This is a genomic window from Ignavibacteriales bacterium (assembly GCA_016709155.1).
Classification (GTDB): Bacteria; Bacteroidota; Ignavibacteria; order Ignavibacteriales; family Ignavibacteriaceae; genus JADJEI01.
In genome coordinates, this window is record JADJEI010000013.1 from 295,075 (window position 1) to 309,794 (window position 14,720).

Annotated in this window: 14 protein-coding genes; 10 read left to right on the top strand and 4 right to left on the bottom strand. The window is 36.2% G+C overall.

Annotated features, from left to right (window positions below):
• The first annotated feature begins 128 nt into the window (after window positions 1-128).
• From metG to IPH11_14535, 10 genes are all read left to right on the top strand, one after another.
• Window positions 129-2,165, top strand: a complete 2,037-nt coding sequence (metG, locus tag IPH11_14490) for a methionine--tRNA ligase (protein ID MBK6914791.1) — start codon at window positions 129-131, stop codon at window positions 2,163-2,165.
• Between the two features lie 21 nt (window positions 2,166-2,186).
• Window positions 2,187-3,089 (top strand): hypothetical protein, encoded by a 903-nt coding sequence (locus tag IPH11_14495; GenBank protein ID MBK6914792.1) that lies wholly within the window; start codon window positions 2,187-2,189, stop codon window positions 3,087-3,089.
• 62 nt (window positions 3,090-3,151) lie between these two features.
• A complete protein-coding gene (locus IPH11_14500; protein MBK6914793.1) occupies window positions 3,152-4,225 on the top strand; it encodes a S8 family peptidase in 1,074 nt (357 codons plus the stop codon).
• A gap of 134 nt (window positions 4,226-4,359) precedes the next feature.
• Window positions 4,360-4,587, top strand: coding sequence for a hypothetical protein (locus IPH11_14505; protein MBK6914794.1), 228 nt, complete (start codon window positions 4,360-4,362; stop codon window positions 4,585-4,587).
• Window positions 4,584-5,741, top strand: coding sequence for a peptidylprolyl isomerase (locus IPH11_14510; protein ID MBK6914795.1), 1,158 nt, complete (start codon window positions 4,584-4,586; stop codon window positions 5,739-5,741). Before IPH11_14505 ends, IPH11_14510 begins: the two co-directional genes overlap by 4 nt.
• Window positions 5,731-6,336 (top strand): peptidyl-prolyl cis-trans isomerase, encoded by a 606-nt coding sequence (locus tag IPH11_14515; protein ID MBK6914796.1) that lies wholly within the window; start codon window positions 5,731-5,733, stop codon window positions 6,334-6,336. Before IPH11_14510 ends, IPH11_14515 begins: the two co-directional genes overlap by 11 nt.
• Complete coding sequence (locus IPH11_14520; GenBank protein MBK6914797.1) at window positions 6,302-6,730, top strand: hypothetical protein; 429 nt, start codon at window positions 6,302-6,304, stop codon at window positions 6,728-6,730. The genes IPH11_14515 and IPH11_14520 overlap by 35 nt, the downstream gene beginning before the upstream one ends.
• Window positions 6,731-6,915: 185 nt before the next feature.
• On the top strand, window positions 6,916-7,137 hold the full coding sequence (locus IPH11_14525) for a hypothetical protein (protein MBK6914798.1): 222 nt from the start codon (window positions 6,916-6,918) through the stop codon (window positions 7,135-7,137).
• Window positions 7,138-8,412 carry a peptidylprolyl isomerase gene (locus IPH11_14530; GenBank protein ID MBK6914799.1) on the top strand — a complete coding sequence of 425 codons (1,275 nt, stop codon included), beginning with the start codon at window positions 7,138-7,140 and terminating at the stop codon, window positions 8,410-8,412.
• A 112-nt stretch (window positions 8,413-8,524) separates the two neighbouring features.
• A complete protein-coding gene (locus IPH11_14535; GenBank protein MBK6914800.1) occupies window positions 8,525-9,517 on the top strand; it encodes an AAA family ATPase in 993 nt (330 codons plus the stop codon).
• A 377-nt stretch (window positions 9,518-9,894) separates the two neighbouring features.
• On the opposite strand, the gene IPH11_14540 is transcribed toward IPH11_14535, so the two are convergent.
• The 4 genes from IPH11_14540 to ppk1 are packed head-to-tail and all read right to left on the bottom strand — an operon-like array spanning window position 9,895 to window position 14,504.
• The gene (locus tag IPH11_14540; GenBank protein ID MBK6914801.1) at window positions 9,895-10,938 is read right to left on the bottom strand and encodes an AI-2E family transporter; all 1,044 of its coding nucleotides are present in this window, start codon (window positions 10,936-10,938) and stop codon (window positions 9,895-9,897) included.
• Window positions 10,939-10,955: 17 nt separating this feature from the next.
• Window positions 10,956-11,198 (bottom strand): NifU family protein, encoded by a 243-nt coding sequence (locus IPH11_14545; GenBank protein ID MBK6914802.1) that lies wholly within the window; start codon window positions 11,196-11,198, stop codon window positions 10,956-10,958.
• A gap of 12 nt (window positions 11,199-11,210) precedes the next feature.
• Window positions 11,211-12,323 (bottom strand): Mrp/NBP35 family ATP-binding protein, encoded by a 1,113-nt coding sequence (locus IPH11_14550; GenBank protein ID MBK6914803.1) that lies wholly within the window; start codon window positions 12,321-12,323, stop codon window positions 11,211-11,213.
• A gap of 51 nt (window positions 12,324-12,374) precedes the next feature.
• On the bottom strand, window positions 12,375-14,504 hold the full coding sequence (gene ppk1 / locus IPH11_14555; GenBank protein ID MBK6914804.1) for a polyphosphate kinase 1: 2,130 nt from the start codon (window positions 14,502-14,504) through the stop codon (window positions 12,375-12,377).
• Window positions 14,505-14,720: the final 216 nt, after the last annotated feature.

A 14,720-nucleotide genomic window follows, 5' to 3' on the forward strand; every position in this document is an offset into this window, starting at 1 on the left:
GCTTGATCAAAAATTAGATTTATTTGAATATAAAATAGGTTATTCGTAACAGAGTAAATGTCTATGTCTTTCTAAAATTCCTTATATTTCCCACTCAAATTCTGTAAATCTTAATAACGATTCTAATTTTGGCAAAAGAAAAAATACTTGTTACTTCTGCACTTCCTTATGCAAATGGTCCGATCCATCTGGGGCATTTAAGCGGCGCATATCTTCCTGCAGATATTTATGTGCGTTACAAAAGATTAAATGGTGATGATGTTGTTTACGTTTGTGGTTCTGATGAACACGGTGTACCAATAACAATTAGTGCAGATAAAGAAAAAGTTTCTCCTCAGGTAATTATAGATCGCTATCACGAAGCCAATAAAAAAGCTTTTGCAAGATTTGGAATGAGTTTCGATAATTACTCGCGCACAAGTCTTCCAATTCATCACGAAACCGCTAAAGAATTTTTCCTTGAATTTTATAATCGTGGATTATTTGTTGAGAAAAAATCACTCCAGTTTTATGATGATAAAGCAAATATGTTTTTGCCTGATCGTTATGTTGAAGGTACTTGCCCCAAATGTGGTAACGAAGAAGCACGCAGCGATGAATGTGAAAATTGCGGTTCGCTCTATGATCCATCAGAATTAAAAAATCCTAAAAGTAAAATTTCCGGTGGAACGCCAAAGTTGAAGGAAACATCGCACTATTATTTCCCGCTTGGCAAATATCAACCTGCTTTAGAAAAGTATGTTGATGAGATGAATGAAAAGTATGGATGGAAAGAAAACGTACTTCAATATTGCCGTGGTTGGTTTAAAGATGGATTAAAAGATAGAGCAATTACCAGAGATTTAGATTGGGGAATAAAAGTTCCTGTTGACTCTGCTGCCGGAAAAGTAATTTACGTTTGGTTTGAAGCAGTGCTTGGATACATATCATCCACAAAAGAATTATCTCAGCAAAAAAATGATCCAGAACTTTGGAAAAAATATTGGCAGGATATAAAAACTAAATACATCGCATTTATTGGTAAAGATAACGTAGTATTTCACACAATAATCTTTCCGGCAATCTTAATGGCGTGGAATGAAGGTGGAAAGGAACAATATTGTTTACCTCAAAATGTTCCTGCAAATGAGTTCTTAAATTTTGAGGGAAAGAAATTTTCTAAGAGTAGAAATTGGGGAATTGATGTTGATGAGTTTTTAGATTTGTTTGAACCTGATTTGCTTCGTTATACACTTGCAGCAAACTTGCCTGAAACACGTGATACGGATTTTTACTGGAAAGAATTTCAATTAAGAAATAACAGCGAGCTTGCTGATATTCTTGGCAATTTTATCAATCGTACTTTTACGTTTGTGTTTAAACATTTCGATGGAAAAGTTCCTGCTCTTGGAAAGTTTGAAAAAATCGATGAAGATATGCTCAAAGAAATTTCAGAATATCCGAAACGAGTAGCTGATTTTTTTGAAAAGTATAAAATTCGCGATGGCGTGAATGAAATTATGAATCTTGCTCGTGACGGCAATAAATATTTTAATGATACCGAACCTTGGAAGACTGTTAAATCTAACAAAGAAAGATGCGGAACAACTTTAAATATTTGTTTGCAAACAATTTATACTTTAGCAGAATTATTTTCGCCGGTGCTTCCATTTTCAACAGAAAAATTATTTAAAATGTTAAACGCAAAACCAGTTGATTGGAAAGATTGCGGTAAACCTCAATTAAAAGAAGGACATCAATTGAATCAAAGTGAAATACTTTTTCCAAAAATTGAAGACGAAAAAATAGAAGCTCAGGTAACCAAACTTCCTAAGCCGGAAGTTGAAAAAGAAAAAGTTGGACTGATTACTTACGATGATTTTATGAAAATTCAACTCCGTACCGCAGAAGTTATTGAAGCTGAAAAAGTTCCGAAGAGCGAAAAACTTTTAAAGTTAAAAGTTAAATTAGAAAATGAAGAAAGACAGGTTATTGCAGGGATAGCAAAATCTTACCAACCGGAAAATTTGATTGGTAAAAAAGTAGTGATCGTTGCAAATTTGCAGCCTGCAAAGCTAATGGGTTTAGAATCAAATGGGATGATATTAGCCGTTGAAACTTCAGAAGGTGGTTTGCAGGTTTTGAATTTACCTGATAATGTAAATAATGGAACAAGAGTCAAATAATAAATTTAAGGGAAGAATAGAATGAAAAAAGTTTTGTGGATAATAGTTTTTGCTTCAATTGCAGTTTTAACTCAATCAGAAAACAAATTATCCTCGCAGTTAAAAAATGTTTTAATGAGTAAACAAAGCAATGATAAAGTGCTTGTTTGGATTTTCTTGAAAGATAAAGGCAGCAACACAAATTATTTTCTGAGCAATCCCGAGCAGGTTGTAAGTGAAAAATCACTTAATAGAAGAAGCAAGGTACTTTCAAAATCTTCATTGATCTCCTATTACGATATTCCAGTAAATACTGATTATATCAACGAATTACAAATCAATGGATTTGAGATCAAAAATAAATCTCGCTGGTTAAATGGTGTTTCGGGATATATCGAGTCCTCAAAACTCAGCCGGCTATCAGATCTGCCATTCATTAAATCAATTGACATTGTTCGAGGATATAAAAATGACGAAATAAAAAATGAAAACACTAATCCAATTTTTACAGATAATCAATTAACTAAAAATCCTGATCAGCCAAATTCATTCAACTACGGAAATTCATTCACACAGCTTCAACAAATAAATGTACCGGCACTGCATGATTTGGGTTACTTTGGGCAGGGGGTAACAATTTGTCTGATGGATGCTGGATTCAACCGGCTTACTCACGAATCTTTTAGCACTATGAATATTATCGCTGCATGGGATTTTGTAAATGGTGACTCAAACGTTGGCGACGAAGGCGACATGGGAAGCGGTTCTCACGGAACGGAAACACTTTCTACCATTGGCGGATTCAAAGAAGGAAAATTATTGGACCGGCATTCGATGCAGATTTTATTCTTGCTAAAACTGAAAATACCGACAGTGAAACTCCGGTTGAAGAAGATAACTGGATTGCCGCACTCGAATGGGCTGATAGCATTGGCGTTGATGTAACCTCCACTTCACTCGGATATCTTGATTATGACCCTCCTTTCCAAAGCTATACCTGGGAAGATATGGACGGGAACACTGCGTTGATAACAATTGCCGGTGATATTGCCGTTAGTCTTGGAATAGTAGTAGTAAACTCCGCCGGCAACTCAGGATTTAATTCAAGCCATAATACACTTGGTGCGCCTGCCGACGGCGACAGCATAATTACTGCCGGCGCAGTCGAAAGCAATGGTCAGCGATCATCGTTCAGCAGTGTTGGTCCTACAGTTGATGGCAGAATAAAACCGGACGTTATGGCGATGGGTGATGGTGTTGTAGTTGCAAGCCCTTCAAATGATCATCAATATACCACTGCTTCGGGAACATCATTTAGCTGTCCTTTAACCGCCGGTGTGGCTGCACTTATTCTTTCTGTTAATTCTAATCTCACGCCGATGATGGTGCGCGAAGCAATGTGGAATACTTCCTCCAATCATAACAATCCAAATAACTCAATAGGATGGGGCATACTAAATGCTTTTGATGCATCAAATTATTTCCCTATTCCTGTAGAACTTGAATCATTTTCAGCTAACGTTATTGGAACAGATGTTTTATTAAACTGGATTACTTCTACCGAGAAAAATAATTCCGGGTTTGAAGTGCAAAGAAAAACTAAAGAGGAAAATGAATTTAAAACATTAATTTTTATCGAAGGAAATGGGACAACAACCGAACAAAATTCCTATTCTTTCATAGATAAAAATTCACCATCCGGTTTTATTACCTATAGATTGAAGCAAATTGATTTTGATGGCAGTTTCGAATATTCGAATATAATTGAAGTTGAAGTCATTTCACCAAAAGTATTTTCACTTGAACAAAATTATCCGAATCCATTCAACCCGACAACAAAAATTAAATATGTTATTCCAAACATCGAAACATTGCAAGGAGCTTCCCTGCAAGTAACACTAAAGATTTATGATGTACTTGGAAATGAAATAACTACACTTGTAAACGAACAACAACAACCCGGCACATACGAAGTAGAATTTAATACGGGTCAAACTGTCAATATTTCCAGTGCTGTTTATTTCTATCAATTAAAAGCAGGAAATTTTGTCGAAACAAAAAAAATGATTCTGAATAAATAACTGATTGCGGGTATAAAAGATTAGAAAACACAAAGATAATTGTGCTATCACAATCAAATTACCTTGTTTTTCATAGCCCTATTGGGTAAAATTTAAAATTAAATTTAATAACATTTTATAGGAGATAAATATAAATGCGTTCACCTTTTCTTTTTATGATCATTGGATTATTTGGCTTGCTGCTTTCATCATGTTCGCCTGAACATTCCGAAATAATAGTTTCAAAATTCGATGATACAGAGATCACGATGAAAGAGTTCGAAGAAGCTTATGCAAAAATGTCGGCGGAATTGAAGAAGCAAAAACAGATTCACTTCCGAAACTTCAAAATTTTCTTGATCTTTATACCAATTTCAAAATGAAATTAAGAGACGCCTCAATCAGAGGCTTTGATAACAACGAAATCCTTTCTGCTGAGTTATTAGATTATCAAAGGAAAGTCGGTAGTTCATATATTTTAGAAAAACAAGTTGTGGAACCTGCGGTTGAAAAACTCTATGACAGAAGAAAAGAAGAATTAAGAGTCAGCCACTTGATGGTGCGCGCAACAGCCGGAAGCAATATTGATTCATTAAGACAAGTTGCTCAAATTTATCTTGACAGCATTAACAACGGCGCTGATTATGAAACTATGGTAAAACGTCATTCTGATGACAATTTTTCCAAAGCATCCGGCGGCGATATTTTTTATGTAACAGGTGGGCAGCTTCCCTGGGAGTTTGAAGATGCTGCTTATAATACTCCTAAAGGTCAAATATATCCCGCTCTCGTTCAAACTAAATTTGGATTTCACATTATTAAAGTAACCGACAGAAAACCGCGCATCGCCAAAATTAAGGCAAGCCACATATTAATTAGTTACCAGGACAGTGAAGGCAAAATTGATTCTGCAGCAGCGAAATTAAAAATGGATACTGTTCTTGCCAAGCTAAGTTCAGGCGAAAGTTTTGAAGAGGTAGCAAAACAATATTCAATGGACCCAGGCTCAAAGGATAAAGGCGGCGATCTTGGATTTTTCGAACGTCGTATGATGGTAAAAGAATTTGATGAAGTTGCATTTAATCTTGAAATTGGTCAAGTGTCCAATGTTGTTAAAACAAATTTTGGTTATCATATTATTAAGTGTACAGACAAACAACCCATCCCTCCATTCGAATCAGAAAAAGAAAATTTGAAAAAAGTTTATCGTCAGGGAAGATTCAATGACGATAATAATATTTTAGTTGACTCATTAAAGGCGAAATATAATTTTCAGCAGAATCAACAAACAGTCGATTTTTTACTAGCCAATAGTGATGGTTTCCATTTTGGTGAAGAACATCCGAAGAAAGATGAGATCGGTGCGATGACATTGTTCACTGCAGCAGGCAAAAACTTTAATGCATTGGACGTTCTGCAGAGAATAGGACAGGATAAAGAATTCGCTTCCAAAGAATTAAAATCAGAAGCATTTGAACCCGCTCTTAAAAAAATCTCCGGCGAAATGCTTTTTGGAAGAAGACGCAATGAATCTTGATAAACGCGATCCACAGTTTGCTTCTCTTATGAAAGATTATCGAGATGGAATTTATATTTTCAAACTTCAAGAGGAAGAAGTATGGAATAAACTTTCCGTTGATAGTACAAAACTTTATAACTATTGGGAAGAGAATAAATCAAATTATGTTATGCCTGATAAAATAAGTTTCAGTGAAATTTATTCTGCAAAAGATTCTTTGATTAATCATTACTATTCATTGCTTCAGTCGGGTGAAAATTTTGATTCATTAGCATTCAAATACACCGAACGACCAGGATTTAAAACTAAAGCAGGAAATTATGGACTGGTTGATGTGACTTCTTCCGTCCTTTCACGCGAAGCTGACAAGCTCAAAACCACTGGCGAATATTCAACCCCGTTTAAGAATGGTGCGGGTTATTCTATCTTCAAATTAAATTCGAAAGAAGCATCAAGATTAAAAACTTTTGAAGAAGCCAAACCAGAAGTTTCAGGCACCGTGCAGGAAATGGAAAGCAAGCGGTTGGAGAACGATTATATCAGTGGACTAAAGAATACTTACAACCCGCAATATTTTTATGAAGAGCTTCAAAAAGCTTTTAAACAAGAATAATATAGTTATTGGTTTTCTCACCGCAGTTATTTTCGTAAGCTGCGGTGAGGAAAAACCGAAAGATGGATATCTTGCAAGAGTAAACGATACCTATCTTTCCGCAGAGGAATTTGAAAATCTCTCAAAATTATCTTCTTTAAAAGGCAAATTCCGTGAAGAAATTATCAGGCAGTGGATAGAAAAAGAGCTGCTGTACCAGGAAGCAAAATCTGATGGTATCACGGACGAAGTCGAATACAAAAGGATAATAGAAAATTCCCGCAAAGAACTTGCAGCTTCATTTCTATTAAAAAAAATTATTGATGATGCTTCATTCAATTTTGAAACTGAAGATATTAAGAAATTCTATGAAAATAATAATCAGCTTTTTATATCACGGCAAAAACTTTTTTAATAAACAAAGTTGAATTTGAAGATGAAGATCAGGCAATACAATTTAGAACAACTGCTGTTGAGAGTGATTGGTACAAAGCAGTAAATGCATTCAGCGGCGATTCTGTTTTTCTTTCTTCTGTGATCAATTCGCTGTTCACAGAAAATGATTTCTTTTCTGCCCGATCTTTCAGATTAGTTAATGGTTTGTCAGCGAATGAAATTAGTATTGTTTTTGAAAATGAAAACCATCATTATGAAGTACTCCAATTGCTTCAGAGTTATGAGACAGGTGAACTAATGCCGTTCGAAGCTGCACGAAATATTGTCGAAGCGGAATATCTTGCGGTTAAAAGAGAAGAAATTATTGATGCTTATTTAAAAGATCTTTACTCAAATAATGAAATTGAAATTATATACGGAAAGTAAATGAAAAAAATTCTGTGTTTGGCGCTAATAGGGTTACTAAATTTTTCGGCAATGGCTCAACAGGTACTCGATAAAGTTGCAGCTATTGTAGATAATGAAATTATTTCACAAGGTGAACTCGACTTTCAAACAGCATTATTTGCATCTCAAAGGAAGGTTGATATTAATACCCCAGGGCTTAAAGAAAAAATTCTGAACTCAATGATCGAAGACAAACTTGTATATGCCCAAGCTAAACTTGATTCAATTGAAGTAACCGATGATGAAGTTAATCAGCGTATTGATTATCAAATCAATTCTTTTATCCAGCAATACGGCTCGAAAGAAAAAGTCGAGCAGGTTTATGGAATGACAGTAGAAAAAATTAAGCGCGAATTAAAAGATGATGTCAGAAAAAACCTGATGGTGCAAATGCTTCAACAAAAGAAATTTGGGAATACCGAAGCATCCCGCAGGGAGGTGGAAGAGTTTTACAGCCTCTATAAAGATAGCCTTGGTGTGATTCCTGAAAAATTGAAAATCTCTCACATCTATATAAATCCGAAAGCTTCGGACGATTCAAAGAAAAAATATTATCAACTTGCTCAGTCGCTTTTAGATTCAATTAAAAATGGTGCTGACTTTGGAACTCTTGCTATTAAGTATTCCGAGGACCCCGGCAGTGCTGCTTCCGGCGGCGATCTCGGATTTGTTAAAAAAGGTGTTTTCTATGCTGAGTTTGAATCAGCCGCTTTCGATTTACAGCCCAGAGAATTGTCAGCAGTAGTTGAGTCGCCTGTTGGATTCCATATCATACAGCTTCTTGAAAGACGCGGCGAATCAATTCACACCCGCCATATACTAATTAAAATAAAAGCAGACGATCAAGCTGATCTAAGAGCAATCCAATTATTAACTGATGTTCGCGACAGCATTATGCAGGATGTGAGTAAGTTCAAATCTTTCGCTGTCAAATATAGTCAGGATAAAGAAACCGCTCCATTTGGCGGTGATCTTGGAACTTACTACATCAATCAGCTTGATAAAAACCTTTTGGATGTTGTTTCTAAAATGAAGCAGGGGGAAGTAAGTTTTCCGAGACGAATTGAATACTCTGCCGGAAATTACGGCTACCACATTGTTTATCTTGAAGAAAAAATTCCACAGCATCCAGCCGATCTTGAAATTGATTATGCCGAGTTGAAAAAACTTGCCGATGAACAGAAAAAGCAAAAAAAATATGAAAGCTGGATGGCAGAATTAAAATCTCAAATCTTTTGGGAAGTAAAAAATTAAGTTTCCGAAAAATTATTAAAAAAATCTCTAAAGAATTCTATCGTTGTCATCCTGAGCCTGTCGAAGGATGGCTTTCTCTTGAAAACATAATAATTAAAAAAAAGGTTGATGATTGAAAGACTCAGATTCACAAGTTGATGACATAAAATTAGTCGAAGAACTTAAAACAAAAGTATCTTCAATAAAAAAGGAACTTGCTAAAGTTATTGTCGGGCAGAATGAAATAATTGATCAAATAATTATTGCGTTGCTGTCAAATGGTCACTGCCTGCTCGTTGGGGTGCCGGGACTTGCAAAGACACTGCTGATAAAATCATTAGCCGATGTGATGGATCTCAAATTCAACCGCATTCAGTTTACCCCCGACCTTATGCCCAGCGATATCACCGGCACAGAATTAATTGAAGAAGATCCGCTGACTAAAAGAAGAAATTTTCGATTTATACCGGGACCTGTTTTTGCTAACATAATTTTAGCAGATGAAATAAACCGTACCCCTCCCAAAACTCAAGCTGCACTTCTCGAAGCTATGCAGGAACATAAAGTAACTGCTGCCGGAGTGAGCTATAAGCTTGATGAACCATTCTTCGTACTGGCAACACAAAATCCTATTGAACAGGAAGGAACCTATCCACTGCCCGAAGCTCAGCTCGATCGTTTTATGTTCAATCTCTGGCTCGATTATCCCAGCTTTGATGAAGAACTAAAAATAGTTGAAACAACCACAAGTCAGTATTCGGCAAAATTGCAAAAAGTAATTAATGGTAGTGAATTAACTTCCTTTCAGAATTTAGTTAGAAGAGTTCCTGTCGCTGATAATGTCATACAATATGCAGTAAAAATTGTAAACCTAACCCGTCCTGCAAATCCTGAAGCTCCAAAGTTTATAAAGGATTGGATTACCTGGGGCGCCGGTCCGCGTGCGTCACAGTATTTGATACTTGCAGCAAAAACAAAATCAATTATCGAAGGGAGATTCACACCGAATATTGATGATGTGAAATCAGCCCTGATTCCAGTGCTAAGGCATAGGATCATCACCAACTTCAGTGCAGAAGCTGAAGGAATCAGATCTGTTGAAGTGATTAAGAAATTGATCAACTAACACCTCCGAGGTTTAGGAAAACCTCGGAGGTTTTGTAATCGTCAAATCTAAAATTTCAATATACTACTGTAAAAATCTGCAATAGGGTCCTGAAGCTTCATGGTCGTATTGTCAAAATCTGCAATAGGGTTCTGAAGCTTCATGGTCATATTGCAAAAATCTGCAATAGGGCTTTGAAGCTTCATGGTCGTATTGTAAAAAGTTGCAATAGGGAACTGAACGTTCAAGGCTGTATTGTAAAAAGTTGCAATAGGGCTTTGAAGCTTCATGATCGTATTGTAAAAGTAAGCAAGCCAATCTGGCAAAAAAGTTTGCCATTATAATCTTCTGAATCAAAATATGTATAGAATTTTGGTCAGCATGAGCGATAAGTCTTTTTAGAGGCGGGCTATCTTGTAATTCTTCAAGGTAAAATATACCTGTGAAGCAGCGGTTTTAACTACTGTTGCTGTCGGAACTGCCAGAAGCATTCCTAAAACTCCAAACAACTGACTGCCTGCGATAATAAGAAGAATTATAACTATCGGGTGCATATCAACACTTTTAGAAAATACAAAAGGCTGAACTATTCCATTATCCAAAGTGTAAATGGTAAGTAAAAGTAGAGTGATGTACGGAATTTGCGAGAAGTCACCATATTGAATCACGGAAAAAACCATTGCGGGGATACCCCCGATGACCGGACCGAAATAAGGTACAAGGTGACCAAGTCCGGCAAGCAATCCTAAAGGGAGGGAGTTATCAATGCCGATAAAAAATAAACCGAAACCCATTGTAACACCAACAAAAGTTGCGTCAAAGATCCATGCGCGCACGAATCTTCCAAGTTGATTAGAAATGCCTTTCAAAATCCAATAAGACATTTCAAAATATTTATTAGGAACTGCCTGTAAAATCCCGCGAAAAATTCTCCTGCTGTCCTTCAGTAAAAAGAATGTAATGAACGGAACAATAACAAGAATAGCAACTATTGAAACGATGCCTGAGAGCAAGTCACTAATCCTATCGAACGAGTGAACTATTTGATAGGAAACAAAATCTTCAACCCGCGTAACAAGTTCGCCGGGGGTATAAAAAGGCAGGTAGGTGTAAATCTCCTTATCAATTTTAACTAAGCTGTCGTGAAGAGAAAAATCGTGAAGCGAATTGAGCAATTGGTTTAACTGAAAGAAAAATTTTGGAATGAAAAAAGAGAGCAATAAGTAAATTAAAAATCCAGCGGATGCAAAGACTATTAATGTAGCCGGAAGTTTATTCATACCATTTTTTTCAAAGATGGAAACAAGCGGAATAAATATGAAAGTCAGCAAAACCGAAATGACTAAAATCACTACAACATCTGCGAGTAAATACAAAATATAAAAGCTAATGAGTAGAGCAGCAGCCAGGAGAATATAAGTGGATTTTTTAGTTGTAGTCATTTCAAATTATTCCAATACTAATTTATGATTGCTTCAACTCGTCTGATGTCCGGCACATCAAGCAGAAGCTGCCGCTCGATACCGGCGCGCAAAGTCATCGGCGACATCGGACAGGCGAGACAAGCACCCGAGAATTTTATTTTTACAATTCCATCTTCCGAAATGCTGATTAGTTGAACATCACCGTCATCAGCCTGAAGGAAGGGGCGGACTTTCTCAAGTGATTTTATTACTTTTTCATTTAAGGATATATCAACCATAATGGTCATCTTTTAATCTTCATCATCAAGAATAATTTCTACTTTTTGCTGTGGTTTTGAATTGCGCAGATTTACCTGCTCAATCAGGTTATCGGCAATCTGAATCATGATAGTTGCGTGTTCGGAATCAGGAATATCATAAACAATCGGTACGCCTTTGTCTCCGCCGATTCTTACACGCGGGTCAATCGGAATACCGCCGATAAACGGAGCCGAAAGTTCATCTGCTAATTTTGAACCCCCTCCGGTTCCGAAAATATCATATTTTATATTAGTATCAGGAGCAATAAAATAACTCATATTTTCAACCACTCCCAGAATAGGAACATTAACCCGTTCAAACATTTTTAATGCTTTTCTTGCATCAATTAATGAAACTTCCTGGGGGGTAGTAACTATCACCGCTCCGGTAAGCGGAATGGTTTGAACAAGTGTCAACTGAATATCGCCGGTGCCGGGAGGCATATCAAATAATAAATAATCAAGCTCGCCCCAATCAACATCAGACATAAATTGTTTTACGGCACCGCTTGCCATTGGTCCACGCCAGATGACAGGAGCGTTATCCTCAATAAGTAATCCAATAGAAATAAGTTTAATACCATAGCTTTCAAGCGGAAGCATCTTCATTGTTGTTTTACTTTGATAGACTTGCGGTTTGCCCTTTATTCCAAGCATCATTGGAATGCTTGGACCATAAACGTCTGCATCAATCAATCCTACTTTAGCTCCTTGTTTAGCTAATGCTACTGCTAAGTTTACAGCAACTGTACTTTTACCGACCCCTCCTTTACCGCTTGCAACAGCGATGGTGTTCTTAACTCCCGGAAGAATTGCATCTTTCTTCGGGTCAGTGTGTGCCGTTACATTAATAGTTTTTGATACGAGTTTTAGTTCTATTGATTTGAGAGAAGGAAAATCTTTTAAGATTAAATCTGAAAAGTGTGAAATAAGCTTTTTGTCTATTTGTGCTTGTGGAAGCGGTACAACAATTTCCGCAGTAAGACTGCTTCCGTTTTGTTCAATGGTTTTAATTGAATTAAGTGTTAAAAGATTTTTATTGATTATCTGATTGTCAGATTTCTTAAGTGTATTTAGCAAAGTTGATTTAGTTATTTCTATCATTATTTAATATATCCTTGTTATGGTGTATTTATCTGTAAAATATTTAAAACATTATCTTATTGTTTTAGAAAAATTTCCGGATGACTTCATTGCATTATTCATAAGCCACTCTTGAGAGTTTATTTTTTTTGAACCGTCTTTGGCTTTAACGAATTTGTAAGTCATATCAGAATAAAGTTCCCTTGCCTTAATATTATCTTTAGAATAAATTTTTAAAACGTTATTTCTAATTTCTTCTTTCAGACTTACACTCTCTATCGGGAAAATAATTTCCACTCTTCGATCAAGATTTCTTTGCATTAGGTCTGCGCTGCTGAGGTAGAATTCTTCATTTCCATTATTATAAAAATACAGGACCCGGCTATGCTCAAGAAATCTTCCAACTATACTTCGCACAGTAATATTTTCGCTTAAATCTTTAATTCCGGGCACAAGACAGCAAATCCCTCTCATTATCAATTCTATTTTGACACCGTTATTAGAAGCTTCGTAGAGGGCGCTGATCATCATAGGATCAACTAACGAATTCATCTTCATTATTATTTTGCCTTCCGATCCGGCTTTCACATTTTCTATTTCTTTTAGAATAAGATACAGAACTTTTTCGCGCATATTTATTGGTGCCACAAAAAGTTTTTTAAATTCAGATTGTTTGGAGTATCCGGTAAGGTAGTTGAATATTTCGGAAACATCGGTGCAAATATCTTCGTCGCAAGTAAAAAATCCTAAATCAGTATAAAGTTTTGCAGTGCCTGCGTTATAATTGCCTGTTGAAAGATGCACATATCTTTTTACGCCGTCAAATTCTTTACGCACGATCAAGGTCATTTTTGCGTGCGTTTTTAATCCAACTAAACCATAAACAACATGTACACCAACCTTTTCAAGTTCTTTTGCCCAGTAGATATTGTTTTCTTCATCGAATCGGGCTTTCAGTTCGACAAGAACTGCGACTTGTTTTCCACGCTCAGCAGCTTCAATTAATGATCTGACAATGGGGGAGTCAGAACCGACACGGTAAAGAGTTTGTTTAATTGCCTGCACGTCAGGATCAGCCGCCGCTTTTTTTATCAGATCAATTACGCTTGAGAAAGAATCAAAAGGATGATGAATTAGAATATCTTTTTTGCGCATTGTTGTAAAAATATCTTCTTCATCTTCAAAATCTTTTGGTGTAACAGGGTAAAAAGGTTTTTCCTTTAACTGATGAAGTGGCAGATTGTAAAGCGACATTACATCACTCATTCCAAGTGGGCCATTAACAACCTGTACATCCTCGCGTTTAATTTCGAGATTTTCGATAAGCGTATCAAGCATAAACTCAGGCATCTGCCCTTCAACCTCAAGCCTTACAACGCTTCCGAATCTTCGCTGCTTAATGTTTTCTTCAATAACACTTAGCAAGTCATCAGCTTCATCTTCTTGCAATTCGATATCGGTATCTCTTGTGATTCTGAATTTGTGAGCTTCAAGGATTTCAGTTCCGGGGAAAAGAAATTTAAGATTGGCTTTTATCAAATCGCCAAGCCAGATAAACCGTGCGGAGCATTTTCCATTCACCTGAATTTTCTTTTGCGGGTCAATTATTTTATCAATCTGCATCAATCGCGGCAGAATGCTCGGGACTTTAACTCTTGCAAAATGATTTTCGCCGTTCGGCATTTTTACAAGTATAGCAAGGTTTAAACTCAAGTTTGAAATGTACGGGAATGGTCTGCCGGGATCAAATGCAAGGGGGGTTAAGACGGGATATATTTCTTTAGTGAAGTAGTCAGTAAGTATAGCTTTTTCTTTCTCATTTAAATCGTTATATCTTAATACAGATACGCCATAGTTTTTAAGTGTCGGAACAATCTCTTCTGCCCACAATCTATGGATCTCTTTAATCATTGGCTTCAAAGTTTTTTCAATCTTCTGAAGTTGAACTATAGGAGTTAATCCATCAATGGACGGTTCAGCAACTCCGGCGGCAATTTGTTCTTTTATCCCTGCAACTCTTATCATATAAAATTCATCAAGGTTGGTGCTAAAGATTGAGAGAAATTTTATTTTTTCGAGTAAAGGAAGTTCAGGATTAAGCGCTTCGTCAAGTACCCGGCGATTAAATTCTACCCAGCTTAAATCACGATTGAAAAAATTAGCGGGATTATTATACTTTTTTAGTAAATCTTTTGTGCTCATATTATTTCTGTTTTCGGATTGAAATATAAATTATTTAGTTCTAAAATTCTGTGATAAAAGAAATAATTAGCTATTATTGTGCCATCTAATGAATATTTCTTCAATCGTTTTTCGCTGATTATGCTTAAAATTCACCTATTGATTTTTCAAAGCAATTCGCATCGTAAATTTTGGAGAATAAAGAGGTAAAAAAGATAGAATTAGTTTCTTTTCGTA

Bases quoted from the DNA above. Each gene is read 5' to 3' on its own strand.
- IPH11_14495 (MBK6914792.1), top strand. From the start codon at position 2,187: ATGAAAAAAGTTTTGTGGATAATAGTTTTTGCTTCAATTGCAGTTTTA.
- IPH11_14500 (MBK6914793.1), top strand. From the start codon at position 3,152: ATGGACGGGAACACTGCGTTGATAACAATTGCCGGTGATATTGCCGTT.
- IPH11_14505 (MBK6914794.1), top strand. From the start codon at position 4,360: ATGCGTTCACCTTTTCTTTTTATGATCATTGGATTATTTGGCTTGCTG.
- IPH11_14510 (MBK6914795.1), top strand. From the start codon at position 4,584: ATGAAATTAAGAGACGCCTCAATCAGAGGCTTTGATAACAACGAAATC.
- IPH11_14515 (MBK6914796.1), top strand. From the start codon at position 5,731: ATGAATCTTGATAAACGCGATCCACAGTTTGCTTCTCTTATGAAAGAT.
- IPH11_14520 (MBK6914797.1), top strand. From the start codon at position 6,302: ATGAAGAGCTTCAAAAAGCTTTTAAACAAGAATAATATAGTTATTGGT.
- IPH11_14530 (MBK6914799.1), top strand. From the start codon at position 7,138: ATGAAAAAAATTCTGTGTTTGGCGCTAATAGGGTTACTAAATTTTTCG.
- IPH11_14540 (MBK6914801.1), bottom strand. From the start codon at position 10,938: ATGACTACAACTAAAAAATCCACTTATATTCTCCTGGCTGCTGCTCTA.
- IPH11_14545 (MBK6914802.1), bottom strand. From the start codon at position 11,198: ATGGTTGATATATCCTTAAATGAAAAAGTAATAAAATCACTTGAGAAA.
- IPH11_14550 (MBK6914803.1), bottom strand. From the start codon at position 12,323: ATGATAGAAATAACTAAATCAACTTTGCTAAATACACTTAAGAAATCT.
- ppk1 (MBK6914804.1), bottom strand. From the start codon at position 14,504: ATGAGCACAAAAGATTTACTAAAAAAGTATAATAATCCCGCTAATTTT.